We start from the raw sequence: 21925 nt of genomic DNA, 5'->3' as shown, positions 1-21925 counted from the left end.
GTGCGCACCTCTTTCTCATAAACGTCGAGTCACTAAACTCAAATTAGACCAACTTAATACCGCTGTTTTTCAATGGCACAGTGCGCAAACGTTTGCCGGTAGCACGATAGAACGCATTGAGTACTGCTGGTGCTGCAACGGCAATCGTAGGCTCGCCCACTCCACCCCAGTCCTTACCACCACCTTGAATAACAATGGTTTCAACAGGGGGCATTTGCGCAAGACGGATAGAACCAAAGGTATCAAAGTTCTTCTGCACTACTGCACCTTTTTCAATCGTGATCTCTTCTTCGAACAAGGCAGAAAGGCCATATACAAATGAACCAGAAACCTGACGACTTACCTGAGCAGGATTGACAATATAGCCTGGATCAGTAGCAGCAACAATGCGATGAATCTTCACCTCGTTACCATTTTTTACAGAGAGTTCACACGCAGCAGCAACATAACTACCGAAGGAGCGCATCTGCGCAACCCCACGATATACGCCTGGTGCAGCAGGTTTAGTCCAGCCAATGCCATCTGCAACCGCATTTAGTACAGCCACCGCGCGCGGGAACTCTTTCATATGCTTACGGCGGAACTCTACAGCATCCATGCCAGTAGCTTCAGCTAACTCATCCATAAATGTTTCAATAAAGACAGCATTTTGGTTAACGTTCACACCACGCCAAAATCCTGGAGGCACATGCGTATTCCGCATAGCGTGATCAATATTGAGATTAGGGAAGCTATACGTAATGCCATGCTCACCAGTGGGCTCAACACCTTGGAATGCCAAAGGATCTTTACCTTTATTTGCAGCCACAACCGCAGGACGTACTGCAGCCAAAATCGACTGACCAGATAAACGCATATTCAAGCCGGTGACATTTTTCTTATCATCAATAGCTGCAGACATCTTGCACATCATCACAGGATGGTAACGACCTTGCGTCATGTCCTCGTCGCGAGTCCAAATCAATTTAATAGGTGTGCCAGGCATTTGCTTGGCAATATTGACAGCCTGAGTGGTGTAATCCTGGAATGCACCGCGACGACCAAAGCCACCACCTAAGTTCACCTTGTACACATTGCATTTCTCACTAGGTAAACCAGAGGCTGCAATAACTGCTGCTAATGATGCCTCACCGTCTTGAGTGGGTACCCATGCTTCGCAAGAGTCTGCAGTCCACTTAGCAGTAGCCGTTTGTGGCTCTAGAGTGGCATGATTCAAGAACGGATAGAAATAAGTGGCTTCGATTTTTTTAGATGCGTTAGAAAAAGCTGTGTTGACATCACCATTGCTGTTGTGAACAAAGGCGTCATCCGCATTCAGACCGTCTTCAAGCATCTTCTTAATAGAGGCACTTGAAACATTACCATTAGCGCCGTTATCCCAAACGATATTCACTTGATCTAAGGCAGTCTTAGCCTGCCAGAAAGTTTCTGCTACAACCGCAACAGCAGAGTCACCAACCTGAACCACTTTTTTAACACCCTTCATACTCTGTGCTTTAGCGGCGTCGTAGCTTTTGACCTTACCACCAAACACAGGTGATTCTTTAATGTTGGCAACCAACATGCCAGGCATCTTCAAGTCAATGGCATAGACCTGACGGCCAGTCACCTTATCAGCTGTTCCATCAATACGATTAACTGATTTGCCAATGAGCTTCCACTCTTTAGGATCTTTCAATGGAACTTCAGTAGGTACAGGTAATTGCGATGCCGCAACAGAAACTTTACCGAAAGTGGTCTTACGGCCAGAAGGAGTATGCGTAATCACGCTATTGGCTGCTACGCACTCTGTTACTGGCACATTCCACTGATTGGCCGCCGCCTGAATCAGCATCATGCGTGCCGCTGCACCACCTTTACGAACGTACTGTTCGGAGGTGCGAATACCGCGGCTACCACCGGTGGAGTAACTACCCCATACTTTGTTTCGTTTTAGATTCTCAGCTGGAGATGGGTAGTCATATGACACTTTTTTCCAATCGCACTCGAGTTCTTCAGCGACCATTTGTGCCAAACCAGTAATCGTGCCCTGACCCATTTCTGAGCGAACAATACGGACGATCACATCATCGTTCGGCTTCACCACAACCCAAACACCAATCTCAGGGTTGGCCAGCGGTGCCATAGCGGTAGTACCTGTTCCTACAGCAGCATTAGCCGAAGACATCAATGTCAGATCAAAACCAATTGCAAGACCTGTTGCAATTGCACTGGAGCCAACCACAAAGTGGCGGCGGGAGGTATTAATAGTAGTAGTCATGATGCCTCCTTAAGCCTTGCTAGCAGCATGAATCGCTGCACGCACTTGTTGGAATGTGCCACAACGGCAGATATTGGTAATCGACTCATCGATTTGCGCATCCGTTGGCTTGGGGTTGTTACGTAACAAAGCAGTAGTTGCCATGACCATGCCGGACTGGCAGTAGCCACACTGTGGCACTTGGTTATCAACCCATGCTTTTTGTACTTTTGAAAGCTGACCACTCTTTTCTAGGCTCTCAATGGTCTCAATTTTTTTGCCAAAGGCTGCAGAAACAGGGAGTGAGCAACTACGTAAAGCTTGACCTTCAAATAGGACAGTACAAGCGCCGCAAACACCGATACCGCATCCATACTTAGTACCAGTGAGTCCAACTTGCTCACGGATGACCCACAGCAATGGGGTATCTGGATCTACATCTACTTTGTACTTCTTACCATTGACATTTAACTCAGCCATGAGCGGTCTCCTATTAGTGTTAGATCGCAGGAAATTTTCTTTTCAGAATAAGTCCTCTGTTTTTTATACCCTACTTATGTTGTGCTTATATTAAACAAGAATCGATATATTGCGATGCAACATAAAAATCAAGACTGAAGATGAGAAGATGACTTAAGACCTTGTCCAGATCAAGCTATTTCAAGACCTTGTTTATTTTGAATGCATTGGGGATGAAAGCATAGTGGCAAAGCGGTTTTGACATCGGGATCGGCATCTCACGTGCATATAGTATTCAACCAAATTCAGAAACCTATGCAAACCTGACAATGGGAATGAACGGTGTCATTACCGCTGTTGCAATCCCGACGGTTTATTACTTATTTAAACAGTGAGTCTAATTAACATGTAATAAAGGAATGCGGGCATGTTTTACTTTGGGCTTGATAGTCTTTCTTGCTCTCCATAAGTCATAAGCAGTTTGTTGAGCTAACCAAACGGTGGCGCTACCGCCATTCTCAACACCTAACCAAGCCTCAATGCGCAAAGCCATCTCTGGGGATATTGCGGCTCTACCATTCAATACACGTGATAAGGCAGGACGAGTCACCCCTAACTGCTCAGCTGCAGCTGTAACAGTCAACTCAAGAGCAGGCAAGACATCATCTCGTAATGTGAGCCCTGGATGAGGTGGGTTGTACATTTTTCTCATTTTTATCATCAATGGTAATCCTGATAATTCACCAGTATTGCATCTTCTCCTTCAAATCTAAATGTGATTCGCCAATTCCCACTAACAACAATTGAGTAATGGCCCACAGACTTTCCCTGAAGAGAATGAAGGCGCCAGCCAGGTAAATTCATATCCTCCCAGGTTCTTGACTCATTCAATCTTGCAAGCTGTCTAGCTAAACGTGACGCATGCGAACTTTGGATGCCAGCCCTACTGCCCGTTTCAAAAAATAGCTGCAACCCTTTGTGGCGGAACGATTTGATCATACCATATTGTATAGCATAGCGTTACACTATTAAATAGCAATATATGCACACAAAACAACAATGGTTAATTATTCAGACTTGATTTGAGCGGCTTTCACAATTGGTGCAAAGCGAATTAAATCACCCTTAATTTGCTCACCAAATTTCTCGGGAGTACCAGGAGATGGAAAGATGCCCATCGATAGAATCTTGGCTTTACCTTCTGGTGAATTCAATACCTCATTTAATGCTTGGTTCAATTTGGCAATGATTGGTTTAGGCGTTTTTGCTGGAGCCAGTAAACCCACCCAATCATCAATCACAAAGTCTTTCACGCCACTCTCGATAAAAGTAGGCACGTCGGGCATGCTGGGACTTCTCTTTGCGCTAGAGACTGCAATCGCTTTAATGCGCCCTGTCGCAACATATTGATTTGCTCCCGCAACTGCAGTGTAGACCAAAGGAATATTGCCACCCAATAAATCTAATAAAGCTTGACCTCCCCCTTTGTAAGGGACATGAACTAAATTGGCACCAGTCTTTTGCTTAAATAGCTCGCCAGCAATATGGGGTGTACCACCTGATCCTGAGGTCCCATAGGAAAGGCCGTTGGGATCCTTTTTAGAGATGGCAATGACATCGGCCAAAGTTTTACCTTGGAAATCATTGTTAGCGACCACGATCAAAATAGCATCACCAATTTTTCCAATTGGCGCAAAGTCTTTGACGCTATCAAAAGGGACCTTATCAAAGAGCGAGGGATTAATCGACAACGTACCGGCATATCCCAATAACAAGGTGTAACCATCAGGCTCGGCGGATGCAACCATTTGTGAGCCGATATTTCCAGAGGCGCCTGGCTTGTTATCCGCAATTACTTGCTGCCCTAGCTTTAATGAAAGTTGCTCAGCAATAAAACGGCCCGAGGTATCGGTGACACCGCCTGGAGTGAAGGGAATGATTAAGCGTATCGGGCGATTGGGGTAATTCGATTGAGCAAAGCTAGCAGTCGAAACGAGTACTGTAAGTAAAAAAATAGCTGATGATAGGTAACGATGCAATTTCATGCTGACCCTTTATTGAGTTTTACTTCGTTTCTACAAAACGTTTTTCGAATTCCCAAACGTCCTCAAAGCCCATTAACTTTGATAAATCTCCAAAGTCATATAAATCTACTGGATTATTGATAGATGATCCTGAGTCTTTAAAGTGCTCATAAACCTGGGTCATTGCTTGCACAGAAGCGAGCAAAGCAGTGACTGGAAAGATAGCAATCTTGTAGCCTAATTGCTCTAATTCCGCTTTAGACAAGACGGGTGTTCTACCCTTTTCCACCATATTCGCAATCAAAGGATGGTTAGGGAAAGTTTTCCCTATCTGTTGCATTTCTTCTTGGGTCTCAGGAGACTCAATAAATAAGATATCAGCACCAGCACGTGCATAAGCCTCGCCACGTCTTAGCGCCTCATCCAATCCGAGGGTAGTTCTTGCGTCTGTCCTGGCAATAATTTTGAAATGAGGGTCAGTGCGCGTTGCGACTGCAACCTCGATCTTCTTTACCATGTCCTCTAACGGAATTACTCGACGACCAGGCGTATGTCCACATTTCTTAGGGAACTCTTGATCTTCAAGTTGAATAGCAACTGCGCCAGCAGCTTCATATCCATGAATGGTGTGACGCACATTAAGTAATCCACCGTAACCAGTATCGCCATCCGCGATTAAGGGAGTCTTTGCCATACCAGCCATTGCAGTGACTCGACCAACCATCTCGGTGTAGGTTGCCAAGCCAGCATCTGGCAAACCCAATAATGAGGCAACGGTGCCATAACCTGTCATGTAGAGAGCATCAAAGTTCATACGATCAGCAAGCCTCAATGAAACCATCTCATAAACTCCAGGTGCAACAATTAAGCCTGGTTTGCTTAATCGCTCATTAAATAAAGCTCTTTGCGTAGTCATGTATCTCCCGATTTCTATATTGGTCTCATTGCCAATTGATTGTTAAGCATTGATCTTCATGGCAGCATCAACTGCATCACCCAATACACTACACAAGAACTCCACTTCTTTAGGCTCTGATATGAATGGGGGGCCTACTGCAATAACGTCTCCTGCAACGCGCACTAAGGCGCCTCTTTCAATACAGGCTTCCAGGACTTTAAGAGCGCGCAGTCCGGGCTTGCCTGGGATGGGGTCTAGCTCTACTGCGCCAGATAAACCAAAGTTACGAATATCGAGCAACCCTGTTTTGCCTTTCATAGCATGTAGGCTATTTTCCAAAATGGGTTCCAATGCTTTTGCGCGATTGACTAAATCATCTGATTCAAAAATATCCAGCACTGCATGACCAACAGCAGTTGGAATGGGGTGCCCTGAATAGGTATAGCCATGGAAAAATTCAATCGCTTGATCTTGTCCACCAGCGGCAATAATGCTGTCATAGATATCACCGCGGACAATCACACCACCCAATGGAATCACACCATTCGTAATGGCTTTGGCAAAGGTAATCATGTCAGGGACTACGCCAAATCGATCAGCGCCAAAATTAGCACCTAGACGGCCAAAGCCAGTAATGACCTCATCAAAGATCAACAAGATGCCATGCTTAGTACAGATCTCTCGGATTTTTTGTAGGTAGCCTGCTGGGGGAACGATCACACCAGTAGATCCTTGCACCGGCTCAAGAATGACGGCAGCAATCGTATTGGCATCCTGCAAAGCTACGATCTTTTCTAATTCATCTGCGAGGTGCGCGCCCCAAGTGGGCTGACCTTTTGAAAAAGCCATTTGTGAGAGATTGAGGGTGTGTGGCAAATGATCGACACCGGGCATCATCATGCTCGCAAACATTTTGCGATTCGATACCATCCCACCAACAGAGATGCCACCGATACCAACACCGTGATAGGCACGATCACGACCGATCATCCGAATGCGTGAGGCATTTCCCATCACCCGGTGATAGCCAACCGCAATTTTGAGTGCAGTGTCTACTGCCTCAGAACCGGAGTTCGTAAAAAAAACTTTATCTAAGCCGGCTGGTGCCATTTTGGCAATGCGAGTGGCCAGACTAAAAGTAGCCTCACTTGCCATCTGAAAAGCTGGGCAATAGTCCATGGTTTCATATTGTTTGGAGATCGCTGCACCAATACGTGGATCAGCATGCCCCAAGGGGGAGCACCACAACCCAGAAAGGCCATCAAACAGCTTCCGCCCATGGTCGTCATAGTAGTAAGCTCCCTTGGCAGACTGCATGATCTTGGGATGCTGATGAAAATAGCGATTTGGTGTAAATGGCAGCCAGTAAGCTGACATATCTACACCATTTACAGTTTGATTTGCTGCTGTCATGAGCGTCTCTTAGAGTCTGGTTGAAACATTATTTGAATATCCCATACTATATTACCCATTAACACCATAGACTCCTTGCGGACCATGAAATGACTATCTTTAAATCCCTTCTGTTGATCAGTTGTACCCTGCTTAGCTTTCTCAGCTCTGCTTTCGCGGCTCCAGAGACCGATTGGCCTAAAAAACCGATCGTCGCTATCCTCGCTTTTCCAGCTGGCGGCTCTACAGACATCTTTGCACGCAGCGTAACCGCCCCCTTAGCTGAAGCGCTTGGCCAATCTATCGTAGTAGAAAACAAACCTGGTGCTGGTGGCATGATTGGCTTACAAGCCGCCTCGAAAGCAGTGCCAGATGGCTACACGATTCATATTAGCGCTCTCACCAACCAATCGATTTCTTCGGCGCTATTTAAAAACCCGCCCGCTGATTTACAAAAGGATTTTGTACCAGTAGCTTTGATTGGAACGGTGCCTCACTTAATTGTGATCAATCCAAGTGTTCCTGCAAAAAATCTGCCTGAGTTAATTGCCTACATTAAATCTAAGAAGGGTGACTTCAATTACGCCTCGCAAGGTAATGGAAGCCTTTCCCATTTAGAGTCCACTTTGTTTATGCAACGCATTGGTGCTACGGGTACCCATATTCCATATAAAGGCAGCAGCTTTGCTCTGCCCGACTTGATTGCTGGTAACACACTCATGATGTTTGACAGTGTCACGGCTTCTTTGCCCCATATTCAGAGTGGCAAACTGCGCCCCATTGCCATTGCTGCTGCAGAGCGTTCACCATTGATGCCCAATGTCCCAACACTAGGGCAAGACGGTATGAAGAAATTTGACGTGGAAAATTTCTATGCTGTTTATGTTCCGAAAGGAACGTCCCCAGCCATTGTTGCCAAGTTAGAAAGAGAGATTCGCAAGATTCTGACTAACCCTGACTTTAAGGCGCGTATGGCGGCACAAGGTATTCATCCAGAGTTTGCTAACTCAGAAAAACTCGCTGAAATTACCGCCAACGAAGCGAACAAGTGGGGGAAAGTAGTAAAGTCAGCCAATATCAAAGTTGATTGACCTTTTATTCTGACTACTAAATCCATGCTTATTTCTCCTCCTTTTGGTGGCGGCCGCGCCCCTGTTCTCGCCAGAAATACCGTTGCGAGTTCTCAGCCCTTAGCCACTCAAGCAGGTATTGAGGCGCTGCAAAATGGCGGCAACGCCGTTGATGCCGCTCTAGCAACTGCCATTACGCTAACCGTTGTTGAGCCTACTATGAACGGTCTTGGTGGTGACAGCTTCGCAATTTTGTGGGATGGTACGAAAATTCATGGCCTCAATGCTTCAGGTCGTGCTCCTGCAGCATGGACTCCAGAATATTTTGCAGGTAAGAATGCGATGGATCTCATTGGTTGGAATACCGTCACAGTGCCAGGCATGGTCGCCGGCTGGATTGAACTCTCCAGAAAATTTGGCAAGCTCCCCTTTGCACAATTATTTAAGCGCGCCATTAATTACGCAGAAAATGGTTTTCCGGTTTCTCCAGTAATCGCGCGTCAATGGCGCGAAGCCATTCCGATTCTGAAAAATCAACCGGGATTTAGTGAATCATTTTTAATCGATGGTAAAGCACCTGCAGCAGGACAAATTTGGAAATACCCCGCTCAAGCAAAAACCTTAAAAGACATTGCCGCTACCGAAGGTGAATCTTTTTATAAAGGTCCTCTCGCCCAAAGCATGGTCGATTTTGCTAAGGCAACCGGCGGATGCTTTTCCATGCAAGACTTTGCTGATAACCGGCCAGAATGGGTTGAGCCCCTCGCCTTTGATTATGGTGACTACGCGCTCTTAGAAATTCCCCCAAATGGTTCTGGCATTGCCGCACAAATGGCTTTAGGAATTTTGCAAGCTGCCAATGTCAAACAATATCCCGCCAATTCAGCACAGCGCATTCATCTACAGATTGAAGCTATGCGCCTGGCATTTGCCGATGCTTATGCCTATGTATCAGATGCACGCTCAATGGAGGTGCCGGTATCTAGCCTATTAGATAGAGATTACCTCGCAAGCCGTGCCGCCATGATTGATCACACTAAAGCTGGTAGTTATGGTGCTGGTGACCCGCACTGTGGAGGTACAGTCTATCTTTGCGCTGCTGATGAATCGGGCATGATGATTTCTTATATTCAGTCGAACTTTAAAGGCTTTGGTTCTGGTGTTGTTGCTCCTGGTGGTATTGCCTTTCATAATCGCGGTATGAGCTTTAGCTTGGTTGCTGGTCACCCCAATCAAGTGGCACCTGGTAAGCGCCCTTTCCATACGATCTTGCCTGCATTCCTCACCAAGGCTGGTAAACCTAGCATGGCATTTGGGGTGATGGGTGGCAATATGCAACCACAAGGTCATATTCAATTTGTCATGCGCTTTGTCGATGAATACCTCAATCCCCAAGCTTGTTCTGATGCTCCACGATGGCGTATAGATGACTTAGGAAAACTCACTGTTGAAGCATCCATGCCTCAAAGCATAGTAGATGGACTAATCGCAATGGGTCATGAAGTTGCTATACAGCCCGCTAATAGCTTGGACTTTGGCAGCGCTCAAGCAATTGCGAAGTTAAGTGAAGAGACTGACTCTGTCTATATCGCTGGTAGCGACCACCGCCGAGATGGATTGGCAGCTGGGTTTTAAGTTCTCGCTAAATCGCAAAAGCCTCTTGCAGTACGCCAAGACTAGTAGTTAAGGTTTTGGGATTAGCCTTCCCCACCTTTTTGACTAAGCGTGCTTTATCCACAGCTCTAATTTGATCCAAAAGAATAAGACCCTTCTTGCCATCATGCGTAATAGGCACTCGAAATCCTGCCGCCCTGCCCTTGCTTGTCATGGGAGCAATAATGACTGTTCGCAAATGGTCATTTAAGTCTTGGGGTGACACCACGATACATGGGCGTGTTTTTTTAATTTCACTCCCAATTGTTGGGTCTAAATTGATAAGCCAAATTTCTCCACGAGAAACAATACTTCTTACCAAACCCAATCCCCATCTTCATCATTAGAAAAATTTCCAAGCACTAATTTATCCTCACCAGATTTTGCAAGACTTTGCGCATCCTGAGACCAATTTTCTCTCACGGTATTTTTTGGCTTGCTTAGAATGATTTTTTCTCCATCGACCGACATCTCAACGAGATCCTGTATTCCAGATTGCTCAAGAATAATCTTTGGAATGACCACGCCTTTAGAGTTGCCAATAGCCCTAATAGCCACCTGTAGTGATACTCTGGTTGCAACATTAGATTTATAGCTTTTATTCATAGTAATAACAATGTTATTACATAAACCGAAAGAGGTCAAATAAGAGCGAATACCCCTATTTAGAAGGCAAGCAGTTCATATAAAACCGTTTGATCTCTTGATCGCAGCTGACGTCTCTGGGCTCAATCGGTCTTTGCAGAGAAATCCCTTCAATCGTTTTACAGCGACTGAGTGCTACGTAGACCTGCCCTGATGCAAAGGCGCCAGAAGATAAGTCCACCTTCACCTTATCAAGCGTCTTACCCTGGCTTTTATGAATAGTGACTGCCCAAGCGAGCATTAAGGGAATCTGCACATAGGTACCAATAATGCTGGGAGATATCTTGCCAGACATCATGTCATGATCGTAGCGATACGATTCCCATTGATGACCAGTAACTTCAACCGTATTGGAATATGGACCGTTTTTAACCATCACCTTGACTTTATCGGCAAGCAATTCTCTAACAACCCCAATCGTGCCATTCACCCAACGCTTCGGAAAACCTGGGTCAGTTGCAGTGAACATCACCTTAGCGCCTACCTTTAGCGCTAGGTTATTTGCTGAAGGTAAGTTACGCTCATCAACATTAAACTTGCCGGTCGTTTTACCGGCATACACCTTAATATCTGAATCAATGGCACGCAATCCTGCTCCATTGATTTGATCTGCTCTTGCATTGGTGGTGGTCAGTGTGATCGTTTCTTCATCTACTGCTTGATTTGCTCGATAACACTGGGCATTGAGCGTATCAATAGCTTCATCGACATCTTGATTAATGCGGATGCGATTTAAAAGGCTGGCAAAGTGCTCATCTTTTTGACGAAAGATCTTCGACAATTCCACCATGGTGACTTCTTTACGATGCAGAGCCATTGCGCAAAAGAAATACGGCCCCTCGTAGCCACGATCAGCCAGGACTTGCATATCACCGCTCGATACGACTGGTGGTAGTTGAAATAAGTCCCCGACAAACATCACCTGAATACCCCCAAAAGGTTTGCCTTTTTGCGGACCGTTCTCACGTAAGAACAAGTCCATCGCATCGACCACATCGGCGCGTACCATTGAAATCTCATCAATAATGAGTAAGCGGATATCTTTATAAAGACGCTTATCGCGCAATGGCTTGATATCTTCTTCCGGAAAAATTAAACGGGGTGGTAAACGAAAGAAGGAATGGATCGTCACTCCTTTTACCTGGAGTGCTGCAACGCCTGTTGGCGCCACCACGACAACGTTGCCAGAAATCGTTTCTCGGAGGTAACCAATCAGAGTTGTCTTACCAGTGCCGGCCTTACCGCTGACAAAGATATAAGGATCATGACGCTCAATGGCCTCTATTACCGCCTCGTAATCGGGGGTAACTTCAATTTCGGATGAATCTACTACAGGACTAGTCATCCCCTATTGTTTCACGGCATCGGCTACACACCGAAATCCGATATACACCACGGCAATATCACCTGGTTTAGATTCGATATCAGACTCTTGCTGTCTTTCTGGGCCATACCACCATGAAGCACCGCGGGTGATGTATCCACCGTTACGCTCAGTAGCAGTCCATTCCCAAACATTACCACCCATGTCATACAGGCCATTCACACCGGGTTTAGTCGTTTTAGTGTTGACATGCCCTGTACCGCGATTCAGAGCCCCAGCAGGAGCTAAACCCTTGTAGTCACCACAGCCACTTAAGCAATGAGAAACTGCTGGTGTACTGCCACCTGGAAATGGGTAACGCTGTCCTTTAGTATATCCAGCTGGCGGATTCACTCTTTGCTCTAGGAATGCCGCTGAAATCCACTCAGCCTCTGTTGGCAAACGTTTGCCGTAGTAACGACAAATTGACTCTGCTTCTTTTTGATTGAGATGCACTGCAGGCTCAGAATCCCCTGCAGGAACACCATAGGGCGTCTTCCAAGTCCATCCTGGCTTTTGCACAAAGCCACCTTCATAAGTAAGACCCCCACCTTTACTCTCGGCAGCACTCACAAATCCGGTAGCAGCAAAGCCTTTGACATCAGCGATATTCATCTCGGTTTGATCCCAAATGAGATTGCCAATTTGCACAGTAGGAATAGAGGATGCAGGAGTACTTTGACCACTAGAGGGACGCAGCATGAAATACAGAGCAATGATTGTGAGCAATAATCCAAAAAGGATTTGGTAAATATCAAATTTTTTCATATAGGAATGTGAGCTAGGGCAAAGAAACTATTCTAATGAAAGAATCTCGTTAGCACATCAAGTGATCATCAAAGAAAATAGCTTGTGCGCCGGTATTCCAACGCGTTAGCTCAATGTTTAGCAATAAAAATAAGAGCGATTTTTACCCAATTCTTTAGCCTTACACATCGCCTCATCTGCATGGGCAATTAATTCATAGGCAGAGCTGACATTATCTACCAGATAAATAGCGACCCCAATGCTCGCCGAAACCTTTGCGAAATAACCATTTAAGTTGTAGGAAGTAGTTAAGCCTTCCAAAACGCACTAGTTAGGGTAATTTAATGAAGGTTAATACCGATGAAGACCCATTACACGCTCAATGACAACACCAGTATTTTTTAGCACGCATTTATTTGACCAGTAGCACTGCTTGCTTGGCTAAAACAGAGACTCTTTGAGAAACAGAACCAAGGACGATATCACTAACGCTGGAACGGCCTTTGGCGCCCATAATAATCATTTCTGATCGATGCCCGTACCGCATCCAAATTAAAAATAGATTTAGCGCCTGTTCGTCAACGCTCAGTTTTTTTAGACGGTAGCCAAAAAATCGTGGATGCATTCAAAATTTAAAAATCAAATGATCCGTTGATAGCAACGACTTGCATATGAGCGAATCAACTATTTGATGCCAGAAAATGAAAGACTAGCCAATACTGATTAGGTCACCCTTTTGAATAAAACACCTCATGGAGGCTCTCAGGGAATTTTTTGGGGCGAACGACGGGGCTCGAACCCGCGACAACCAGAATCACAATCTGGGACTCTACCAACTGAGCTACGTCCGCCGTTGTAGAAGAAGAAATTATATCCTTTTTAGGGGAAATCCCACTAAAACAGCCTTAATCTGCGGTTTCTAAGTCAAAAGCAGCCCAATCGCCAAGGCATAAGCTGGCATCTAGAAAGAAATCTGCAATGGCTGCTTTGCTCTGCACTTTAGCTAAAGCATGATGATCCGAGAGGCGTTGACGCCAGTAGCGCGACCATGCTCTGCCGTGAGCTAAACCTAAAATATGTCTTGTGAATGCGCCTATATAAAACGGTTTTTGTTTTGCTTGGCATTCCTCAAACCATGACTGCACTTGCCTTACCAGTGCAATCTGAATTCTATGCCATTCAGTTTCACTAAAGAGATAACCAGCGGCATCTCCATTCGTATTTATCAGATCATCCCAACCCAACAACATTGCCGGGAAGTGATACGCCGCCCTACCCACCATGAAGCCATCAAAGTCATCCCAATGTCCGGCAATCTGTTCATTGGTTTCTAGACCGCCATTCAGCAAGACTTTAAGATCAGGAAATTGTTTTTGAGCATCCAATCTGAGTTTGGCAGCCACTTCATAATGTAGTGGTGGTTTGCTGCGATTCTCTTTGGGTGAAAGTCCCTTGAGTACCGCATTACGTGCATGAATGGTGACTTGACTCGCACCTGCGTCAGCTACTGCCAATATAAAATCTGAGGCAAATTGGTAATCTTTTTGTGAACTTGCTGCATCCATCGAATCCAAACCCAAGCGATGCTTCACTGAGATCGGAATATCCACCGCGTTCTTCATTGCTTTAACGCACTCAGCCACTAAATTAGGCTCAGCCATCAAGCAAGCACCAAAGGCTCCGCGTTGCACTCGCTCTGAGGGACAACCGCAATTGAGATCAATCTCATCATAGCCCCACTGCTGTGCCAACTCAGCTGACCTTGCTAAATCATTAGGCTCTGAGCCACCTAACTGAAGTACCACTGGATGTTGATCCTGTGAATAATCCAAGTGACGTGGCACATCGCCATGCATCAGCGCTCCTGTTGTGACCATTTCGGTATATAAAACTGCCTCTTGAGTGAGCGTCCGATGAAAAGATCGGCAGTGACGATCAGTCCACTCCATCATGGGAGCAACTGCTAGGCGTTTTGGAATGTTGATCATTAACTTTAATTAAATGGCTATATTCTCGATTTTAAATGTATCAGGGCAGCCGAAGCTGCCCTAACTCTAAAATCCTTGCAGATTAGTTACAACTTATTTAGAAAGTTTTGCCTCTAACTCAACGGCCAAATCAAGAGCTCCCATGTAACCAGACTTGAGGTGAGCTGGTAAATCAGGGTCTCCAACCATGGCACCCAATGTTTCCACTAGACTAAAGACAATGCCCTTTGCCGCACCAATTGCAATCGACTGGTTGGCTACTGCTTCATCAATATGATTGACGGCATCTAGGAAATAATCGTGACCTGGCAGGCCATCAGGGCCTAACTCTGATTTTGATTCCGATTTTGATGCTTTTGTCATAACGCTCTCCACAATTGATAAAAAGTAACTAGCTCAGCATACCTCTAGTATGCGGAGAAATCATGTCAGCGTTTGATTTAAATCATTATCATGATTCAATTTTGACTACTTACTGAAGATTTTTAGTTTGTTTTCGTATTCAGCCAGCCCACGAGTACCTGCACTGCCTCGTTACTGGTACCAAGCCAGGCTTCTTGATCAACCCTGGGGTCACTAATCACACTGGTCAGTTTTGCACTCATCGCTATCTTCAAATCCTCTGGCGGCTTAACTCCCTTCCAAGCTAATAGCAAGGCATCAGTAAAGAGTGCTTTCACTTCAGGATAGCGAAATTGATTTTGTACATCAATGCCCCAATCAAATGCTAGATGGATATAGTCCGTTTGCCGTCTTTTTTCTTTAGGAAATTTCAGCAATTCAATGATGGCACTTTTAGCAAAGGGGGTGGTTGTAAATCCGGGCCAGAGATCAAATTGATTGATCCACCCCATTAATCCGCGTTTTGTTTTAAGGATCGACTCAGCTACCAAACGAGGACCATCAGCAGTATTAAAACAATTTAACTCATGCGCTAAGGATTTCAGTGGAGAGCCAGATTTAATGGCGCCGCTGGTAAAAAAACGCTGCGCTGTTTGAGCCAGCTTTTCAAACACGGGATCATTTAGCTTAAAGTGATAGAGATAAACATAGAACAGGGGCTCAGCCCATTTCATCGCTCTTTTGGCAATCTTCAGAGAACGAGGAAGATGCATCTCAAAGTACTCGTTTAAATAATCGGCTCGGGTGGATAAGCTGCGCTCTGGCTCCAGCCAAATCGCATAGGGAAAATAACGCCAATAGCGTTGATCGACTTGATGGCCTGAGAGCTGCGCCAAGGAAAAACGAATAAAAGTGCGTTCACCCACTGCAAAAATATCCGGTGGCAGACCAATTCTTTCGATTGATATTTTTTGTGAAGCAATACTTTGTGCAGCACTAGCTAGCAGAGGAAAATCTTCTGGTAATGCTGCTAAGTTCATTTTGGCAAAGCAATGGGCTTACTGTTAGAGCTTGGAGCAACAGTAGCTGCAGGCATGATGGGCGCTGTTTGAGTTAGGGGAGTCGATGGACTGCTAGCAGCATCCAAAGCATCTCTCGCCGCTTTGCCTTTTTTAGAATCGGGTTTGAACGCCAAGATAAAGCGCAACTCTACGCGCCGGCTTTTTTCTGCATCTTCTAAACCAAAGCTTTTGACTACCCGCTTATCGGCATAAGAACTAATACCAAAGACATCTAACTTGCGTTCATTTTGATAGGACTGAGGCTTACCTTCAGTAAGAACTTCGTATACCGCCCGCGCACGATCTAGGCCTAAGTGCCAGTTAGTGTAATTGCCTTGTTGAAGTGGCTTAGAGTCAGTGTGCCCTTCAATGAATATAGTTTCAATTTCGGCTTGCTCATCATTGGGTGGGCAGTCTAGTGGTCTAGCCGCTCTTTCAGAGTGAACATAGCAAGGCAGAATCTTAATGAGGGACTCTCTAGCCTTTTTTAAGGTTTGAGTTGAATTGTCATTCAGGACAGCACTATTAAATCCAAACAAGGCATCTGCTGGTAGACCAATAACGCCTGATTGCGGGTCAATCACCACATTCAAACCTGCTTCTTTAAACTTTTGCCCAATGATCAGCACAGCACTAGCCAGCGGATCATTCACACTCTCACCTCTTTGAATGGAATCTACTCTTTGAGAGAGCATCACTACCATGATGATGAACACAAACAATAGACCGATCATCAAATCACTCGCAGAGGCGAGATAACCCGCCTCTTCAACCCGTTCAGCTTGCTTATTATGACTAGATGGCAAAAAGATCATTGCGATACTCTAACTTTACTTTGACTTTATTTTGGATTTGATTAGGTTTTGGGCAAAGATTCAACAAAATCGTCCATCGTTTGCTCTAAGGTCGTAATGGTGGTGTGGATCGATGTAATAGCTTGGGCTAATTTTTCATCTAACTTAAAGTGCAGCTGCACTACCTTATTGGAATAATCTGATACTCCGCTAGTTAAATGATTGACGGTTTGATCAATCGAACTCTTAGTCGCCTCAAACTCGGTGCGCAAAGAACTGAGCGCTGCACGAGAAGCGTCAGTGCCTAGTTTAATTTCATTAACAGCATCTTTTAAGGCGCTCGACATCGCAGGAATACCCACCCCAAACTCTTTACTAATGACTTCTTGCGAGGCCACTGTGCCATCTAAACTGCGGGCTATTAAACCAAGAGACTCTGTGCTCGACTGAATTTTTTTCACAAAAGAGTCAACATTTACAATGACTTTATCAATACCGTTTACCGAACCGATTAATCCACCCAAGACAAACTCTAATTTGGTAGCCCCTTCACTGGTGAACTCTTTTGCTCTTTGCAAACCAGACTCTAAGCCAAGCATGGTTTCATTGGTCTTGGTAACCGTTTTTTCGAGGGCATTAATGGCGCTTCCAAAAGAATCACCAGCCTGAGCAAGCGAGACTCCAGCGCCTACCCCAGCAGTATTGAGTTTTTCAGTCACTTCAACCAGGGTTTTTCTGAACTGCTCCATCTCTTTTGCAGAGTCACCCTTAATCGCCTCTAAGAATTTCTCCATAATATTTTTCAGAGCTTCTTCATTAATGCGACTAATCCGCTCCGTTAAGTTATCAAATGCGTCAATCAGCTTGACACTGAGATCGTTAAATAAAGGCTCGAGTGCATTGCCGATTGCTTTAGAGATCGAGAGTGCAAAATCTGTTTCAAAACGTTTTAATTGATTTACTTGTTCACGGTTTTGCTGCAGCATTTCATGGAACATGCCTAGCTGTGCTTGAATGACTGCTTGCGGGGCATTATCAGGAACGATTGTTCTAAGCTGAGTTTGCAAATCATCAATGGACGCTTCTAACTTTTCCAGCGTGAGCTTGGCAGCCCAGTTCCAGACTAAGGAAGACAGCAAGCCGGCAATCGAGGTAATAAACTTACCACCTGCCGTAGCAATCAAGCCCTTGAGCGCTGCGTCACGAGATTCTTGATTGCCTGTCATTGCCTGACCTGCATCATTTAATGCTAATGCCAGGAATATGAAGGTAAACATCAAGCCCACACCAATCAAAATATTAGGCATGGTTTCATAGAGCGAGAGATTAATTTTTCCCGCTAGGATGTTTCTGGCCGTCCAAATATCTGAGTAGGGTTTCAGGCAGTATTGCTTAGGCCCCAAATCCCCCCGAATCGTAATGAGATTTCTTTGGCTCTCTTGGAGTAAATCAATGATGCGCGTATTGCTTGTCGACCCAATAGCTGTTGTGAAAATATCCCCGCCGGTGGCATCCTTGCCATTAAGCCCACCAGCAAGATCTTTAATTTCAGCGCTAGATTGAGAAATAACCTTTGACCAAGACCAATACAAAAAGGCAGCGATGAGAAGAATTCCAATTGCAATGCCAATGGGGAGGTATAGATTGACTGGTGTTTGCATGTTTTAGCAGAAATAAAAAGAATCAGAAGATGTTAATGGATTAAATATCAGAGCAGTCTGGAGTTCAACTGGCAAGGGATTACGCATCAACTTCCCTTACAAACACGCTTCATTACAACTAGGCCAAGGGTGCCTTCAGCTACAGGCGCAAAGGGATAAGGGTGCTTATCTTGATAAATCATATTGCCCTCCCCCATTGGCTCAGAAAACCATTTAGTCGAAAGCGCTCTTTGGAGGTCTTTTTTGCAGTTGTACTCAATGTAAGTTCTAAAAGATTGGTAGGAATACTTGTCTTTATCGACAACTAATTCCTTAGCTTCATTGACTAATACTTTGACCTTGACTAGGCCTTTATTCCTTTGTATAGCCTGAGCATCTATATAAACAGAAATATCTTGATTGGCGGTCACCTTAGTCCAATCAGCGTAGGCCAGGCCAGCAAACATCATCAATACAAGCAACAAAAATCGTTTAATCACGTGCCAACCCTTCGCAGAAATGACTCCCTAATGTATTGAAGATACCTAGCATGAGTTTTTGCTTAAGAGATATTTAAGTAGGGGTTGAGAAACCAATATCCAAATCCCAGCGCTGCAATCAACAATACTATAAAGACGGCGAGCTTAATAAATGATTTAGATGGAGTAGTTTTGGGCACCTCAATGCCTTGGATTGGCAATTGCGCAGAGGTTTGCTTGCCAATGATCTTTTGAATCAAGCTAGGTTTTTCAAATTTAAGCTCATTGATCATTTTTTGAGCCAACATAGCTTCAATCTCTTTAAGCTCTTTTTGCTCTTGGAGTGTTTGTTCATCTTCTAGCACTGCTTGGCTTGCATCAAATGCTTGATCTTCAGGTAGCCCCAGAATTTTGGCAACCTTTTGAGCGCTCGAATACTTGATGAGCGGTGAATAAAATGCGCCCTGCTCTTTACCTTCAATTTGCCGAATTTGACTATTCGACAGAATGGCTTTTTTTGCTAACTCCTCGACCGACAAGCCTAGAGTTTCTCTAGCATCCTTAAAACGCTCTCCCAGGATTTTGGGCAATGGATTTTTCTGCTTGTCGGACAACAAAATCTCCTTAAAGGGTTAGCAAATCATCGATTGCTTGCCCAACAACGCCATCGCTAAATCAACTGATGTCGAAACATATTTTTAGCAATCATGACCATCAATAGTGGATATGGAAAACCGGATCCTGCTGCACATTGCCCATAACAATCATGAACTTAGGATAGTGTATACACTAATTGTCACAATGCAAGTATTTCAATTGGATGACAATTTTTAGGTTCAGCATGAGTGATCGGGCGTTCAACGGCCTCATAGCTCTTGGCTTGATTCCTCAGGCACCGAATTGGCGTTTTCCCAAACATCCTCTTCAGGTGCAAACTGGGTTTGGGAGACGAAGTTCTTAATTGCCAATAATGAATCTTGGGCAACATCATCCAAGGTCACCGTCTTTAACTCATCGGCGCAAAGGTGGCGACACTTTTCCAGATCACCGACTTCTGCCGCTTCAGCTAGAGAGAGCAACTGACCCAAAATGCCTGACCGATCAACAATGGCGTCTACGACCACACCGGGAAGATTGAAGTGCGATAGCAACTCACGTGCTGACTCATCAAACAGATTATCAATTAAGGATAAGCCGCCTACCAAGAAGGCTAAGTCGCTAGAGCCTAAACCGCCACCTGCACCCAACTTGGTTGACAGAGATTCCATGAAGAAAGCTCGCACACAAACCAGTTGCAACAAAGGCGTAGCATCCAAAGCTACCTTGGCCTTAGCATCTGCATAAAGCAAAAGCTGCGTCCAGCGAGTAATCCGCTTGACCCCAGAGATCACAGCAGCATCTCGGACATTCTCAGGCTTATCGCGCTTGCGACGCGAGTCAATCTCAGCAATTACCATCAGATGCTTAGAAACAACTGGGTTAGCCTCAATTGCAGTCACCAAGTCTTTTAACTCTGGAGAAGAAAGTAACAAGGTCAAGAGCTGTAATAACTTGCGATACTCCTCACCTCGATGCAAAGAAAGTTCAGGATCGGGCTTAACAAAGTAAAAACCTTCAAATGCATCACAGCCTACATCACGCGCCTGATGAAATTCTTCTGGCTCATGAACGTTCACTGCAATAATTTGTAATACATTAGTAGCGCCCTTGGACTTTTCATCGCGCGGCAGTGGAATGCCTTTGCAGTAATCAATCAGACTGGATGGCTTAGCGACTTTTTGTAGATCCAATTTGATATAACGAAATTTGGGCAATATGTCATCAAGGCCATCAAAGACTTCGGTCAGTCCCGTTAATACAAATTTATAGCCAGCGCTTCTCAGTCTCTCGAGCTTTTGTAAAACTTCAGGAACGGGGGGCTCGCCAGAATCATCAAGATCTTTCTTGACCTCAGGATCTTCTACAGCTTCTGCAGCCTGACTTGCTTCTGTCTTGATTGCCTCTAAGATCTCTGCAAGATGAATTTGCAGCGGAAACTTAATCGCCGGAAAACCTCTGAGTTCATCACCTAGTTGATCGACGCGAATATCAATAAAACCTAAGTGCTGACCTAAAGATTGGGTGACACCCTTGGTCTTGAGGGAATAGAAGATTTCAGGGAGAGTGACTTGGGTCACCTCTTTGCCATCGTCATCCCTTAGGTTGGCGTCAGTCACATCTTCTGGGTAACTTACTTCGGTTTTAGGGTCCTCAGCTAAGCGTTTAGCAATTTGTGCCAATACCTCATTGCGATCATTCAGCCGTTTAGCCTTGAGTGTGGTACCTGGTCGAAAGAAAAGCTCATACCCAATAATCGCTTGTTCCCTGCTGATAATAGGTTCGCGTCCAAGATAAGGATTTTCAGGCGCAATTTTCTCCGGCCCTTTAGGAGCCTGAATCGGTTCAGATTGCGCTTTTTTCTTGAAGAGTGCCATAACTAAAGTAATAAAAACGAGTAAAGCATTAACCTCATTTTTACCACAATTGGCTCATAATTTAGCCGTTTATCTGCACTAAATCCGAACCCTTTTCCTCTTTGAGGTCATATCCAGATTGGCTTGATGCCCTCTTCCAGGGAATAGCTTGGACCCAAATCAAAGATGAGGACTACATTGATCATAAAATACAGAATAGAATATTTTGAAGTATCCAATTTCTTCAATTGAATGAAAGCGCCTCAATGAAAAAATTAGTCATCATCATGCTGTGTTGTTTTAGTTCTGTAGCTATGGCTAATTGGTTAGAACTGGGTAGCAACGATACCGCCGTGATCAAGATTGATACCAGCACGATTAAACGCAACCCCTACTCCATTCAAGCTTGGGTTTTATACGACCTTAAGAAACCACAACAAATCTTTGAAGGCGATAGAGATTTTTATTCTGGGGTAGCGCTTTACGAATATGACTGCACAGAAAATAAAGCCCGTTTTCTAGAAAAATATGCCTATACCGAAAAGAATGGGGAAGGTGATCGCATCTTTTCATCTAACAAACCAGAAAATTGGATCAGCATTCCACCCAATGTATTAAATTTCAAAGCGTTTACTTATTTGTGCAGACCTAAATAAGCTAGCAAGTTTGTTTAGACAT

Annotated in this window: 24 protein-coding genes and 1 tRNA gene; 3 read left to right on the top strand and 22 right to left on the bottom strand. The window is 44.8% G+C overall.

Features of this window, described 5'->3' with window-relative positions:
- Positions 1 to 43 precede the first annotated feature (43 nt).
- The 7 genes from C2756_RS04305 to C2756_RS04275 all read right to left on the bottom strand — a co-directional run bounded on the left by C2756_RS04305 (position 44) and on the right by C2756_RS04275 (position 7033).
- The gene (locus tag C2756_RS04305; RefSeq protein ID WP_215320293.1) at positions 44 to 2260 is read right to left on the bottom strand and encodes a xanthine dehydrogenase family protein molybdopterin-binding subunit; all 2217 of its coding nucleotides are present in this window, start codon (positions 2258 to 2260) and stop codon (positions 44 to 46) included.
- A 9-nt stretch (positions 2261 to 2269) separates the two neighbouring features.
- The gene (locus C2756_RS04300; protein WP_215296849.1) at positions 2270 to 2719 is read right to left on the bottom strand and encodes a (2Fe-2S)-binding protein; all 450 of its coding nucleotides are present in this window, start codon (positions 2717 to 2719) and stop codon (positions 2270 to 2272) included.
- A gap of 376 nt (positions 2720 to 3095) precedes the next feature.
- Complete coding sequence (locus C2756_RS04295) at positions 3096 to 3410, bottom strand: HigA family addiction module antitoxin (RefSeq protein ID WP_215320806.1); 315 nt, start codon at positions 3408 to 3410, stop codon at positions 3096 to 3098.
- 8 nt (positions 3411 to 3418) lie between these two features.
- A complete protein-coding gene (locus C2756_RS04290; protein WP_215320291.1) occupies positions 3419 to 3697 on the bottom strand; it encodes a type II toxin-antitoxin system RelE/ParE family toxin in 279 nt (92 codons plus the stop codon).
- 68 nt (positions 3698 to 3765) lie between these two features.
- Positions 3766 to 4743 carry a tripartite tricarboxylate transporter substrate binding protein gene (locus C2756_RS04285; RefSeq protein WP_215320289.1) on the bottom strand — a complete coding sequence of 326 codons (978 nt, stop codon included), beginning with the start codon at positions 4741 to 4743 and terminating at the stop codon, positions 3766 to 3768.
- Positions 4744 to 4762: 19 nt separating this feature from the next.
- Positions 4763 to 5638, bottom strand: a complete 876-nt coding sequence (locus C2756_RS04280) for an oxaloacetate decarboxylase (RefSeq protein ID WP_215320287.1) — start codon at positions 5636 to 5638, stop codon at positions 4763 to 4765.
- 42 nt (positions 5639 to 5680) lie between these two features.
- Complete coding sequence (locus tag C2756_RS04275; protein WP_215320285.1) at positions 5681 to 7033, bottom strand: aminotransferase class III-fold pyridoxal phosphate-dependent enzyme; 1353 nt, start codon at positions 7031 to 7033, stop codon at positions 5681 to 5683.
- Positions 7034 to 7122: 89 nt separating this feature from the next.
- Between C2756_RS04275 and C2756_RS04270 the strand changes: the two genes are divergently transcribed.
- Both C2756_RS04270 and C2756_RS04265 read left to right on the top strand, forming a co-directional pair.
- Entirely contained in the window at positions 7123 to 8103 is a 981-nt protein-coding gene (locus C2756_RS04270) for a tripartite tricarboxylate transporter substrate binding protein (protein ID WP_215320284.1), read from the top strand.
- 24 nt (positions 8104 to 8127) lie between these two features.
- Positions 8128 to 9717, top strand: coding sequence for a gamma-glutamyltransferase family protein (locus C2756_RS04265; RefSeq protein WP_215320282.1), 1590 nt, complete (start codon positions 8128 to 8130; stop codon positions 9715 to 9717).
- Between the two features lie 7 nt (positions 9718 to 9724).
- On the opposite strand, the gene C2756_RS04260 is transcribed toward C2756_RS04265, so the two are convergent.
- The 15 genes from C2756_RS04260 to C2756_RS04190 form a co-directional block, all read right to left on the bottom strand.
- On the bottom strand, positions 9725 to 10045 hold the full coding sequence (locus tag C2756_RS04260) for a type II toxin-antitoxin system PemK/MazF family toxin (protein ID WP_215320804.1): 321 nt from the start codon (positions 10043 to 10045) through the stop codon (positions 9725 to 9727).
- Between the two features lie 5 nt (positions 10046 to 10050).
- Positions 10051 to 10341 carry an AbrB/MazE/SpoVT family DNA-binding domain-containing protein gene (locus tag C2756_RS04255; RefSeq protein ID WP_215320279.1) on the bottom strand — a complete coding sequence of 97 codons (291 nt, stop codon included), beginning with the start codon at positions 10339 to 10341 and terminating at the stop codon, positions 10051 to 10053.
- Between the two features lie 55 nt (positions 10342 to 10396).
- Positions 10397 to 11725 (bottom strand): ATP-dependent RecD-like DNA helicase, encoded by a 1329-nt coding sequence (locus C2756_RS11175; RefSeq protein WP_215296836.1) that lies wholly within the window; start codon positions 11723 to 11725, stop codon positions 10397 to 10399.
- A 3-nt stretch (positions 11726 to 11728) separates the two neighbouring features.
- Complete coding sequence (locus C2756_RS04245; RefSeq protein WP_215320277.1) at positions 11729 to 12511, bottom strand: SUMF1/EgtB/PvdO family nonheme iron enzyme; 783 nt, start codon at positions 12509 to 12511, stop codon at positions 11729 to 11731.
- A gap of 117 nt (positions 12512 to 12628) precedes the next feature.
- Positions 12629 to 12811, bottom strand: a complete 183-nt coding sequence (locus tag C2756_RS04240; RefSeq protein WP_215320274.1) for a diguanylate cyclase domain-containing protein — start codon at positions 12809 to 12811, stop codon at positions 12629 to 12631.
- Positions 12812 to 12902: 91 nt separating this feature from the next.
- Positions 12903 to 13004 carry a universal stress protein gene (locus tag C2756_RS11190; RefSeq protein ID WP_371817096.1) on the bottom strand — a complete coding sequence of 34 codons (102 nt, stop codon included), beginning with the start codon at positions 13002 to 13004 and terminating at the stop codon, positions 12903 to 12905.
- A gap of 261 nt (positions 13005 to 13265) precedes the next feature.
- Positions 13266 to 13341 (bottom strand) — tRNA-His (locus C2756_RS04230).
- A 54-nt stretch (positions 13342 to 13395) separates the two neighbouring features.
- A complete protein-coding gene (gene dusA, locus C2756_RS04225; protein WP_215320270.1) occupies positions 13396 to 14478 on the bottom strand; it encodes a tRNA dihydrouridine(20/20a) synthase DusA in 1083 nt (360 codons plus the stop codon).
- Positions 14479 to 14571: 93 nt separating this feature from the next.
- On the bottom strand, positions 14572 to 14841 hold the full coding sequence (locus C2756_RS04220) for a hypothetical protein (protein WP_215296808.1): 270 nt from the start codon (positions 14839 to 14841) through the stop codon (positions 14572 to 14574).
- Positions 14842 to 14963: 122 nt separating this feature from the next.
- Positions 14964 to 15860, bottom strand: coding sequence for an EH signature domain-containing protein (locus C2756_RS04215; protein WP_215320268.1), 897 nt, complete (start codon positions 15858 to 15860; stop codon positions 14964 to 14966).
- On the bottom strand, positions 15857 to 16696 hold the full coding sequence (locus C2756_RS04210; RefSeq protein ID WP_215320265.1) for an OmpA family protein: 840 nt from the start codon (positions 16694 to 16696) through the stop codon (positions 15857 to 15859). Before C2756_RS04210 ends, C2756_RS04215 begins: the two co-directional genes overlap by 4 nt.
- Positions 16697 to 16737: 41 nt before the next feature.
- A complete protein-coding gene (locus C2756_RS04205) occupies positions 16738 to 18336 on the bottom strand; it encodes a hypothetical protein (RefSeq protein ID WP_215320262.1) in 1599 nt (532 codons plus the stop codon).
- 86 nt (positions 18337 to 18422) lie between these two features.
- Complete coding sequence (locus tag C2756_RS04200) at positions 18423 to 18815, bottom strand: surface-adhesin E family protein (protein ID WP_215320259.1); 393 nt, start codon at positions 18813 to 18815, stop codon at positions 18423 to 18425.
- 62 nt (positions 18816 to 18877) lie between these two features.
- Complete coding sequence (locus tag C2756_RS04195; protein ID WP_215320257.1) at positions 18878 to 19408, bottom strand: helix-turn-helix domain-containing protein; 531 nt, start codon at positions 19406 to 19408, stop codon at positions 18878 to 18880.
- Positions 19409 to 19660: 252 nt separating this feature from the next.
- A complete protein-coding gene (locus C2756_RS04190) occupies positions 19661 to 21268 on the bottom strand; it encodes an EAL and HDOD domain-containing protein (RefSeq protein ID WP_215320255.1) in 1608 nt (535 codons plus the stop codon).
- 245 nt (positions 21269 to 21513) lie between these two features.
- Between C2756_RS04190 and C2756_RS04185 the strand changes: the two genes are divergently transcribed.
- Positions 21514 to 21903: a surface-adhesin E family protein gene (locus C2756_RS04185; protein WP_215296795.1), complete on the top strand. Its 390-nt coding sequence runs from the start codon at positions 21514 to 21516 to the stop codon at positions 21901 to 21903.
- Positions 21904 to 21925 lie beyond the last annotated feature (22 nt).

The organism is Polynucleobacter sp. UB-Siik-W21 (assembly GCF_018687415.1).
Taxonomy (GTDB): domain Bacteria; phylum Pseudomonadota; class Gammaproteobacteria; order Burkholderiales; family Burkholderiaceae; genus Polynucleobacter.
The sequence above is the reverse complement of the archived record's forward strand: the minus strand, read 5'-3'. Positions and strand labels throughout refer to the sequence as shown.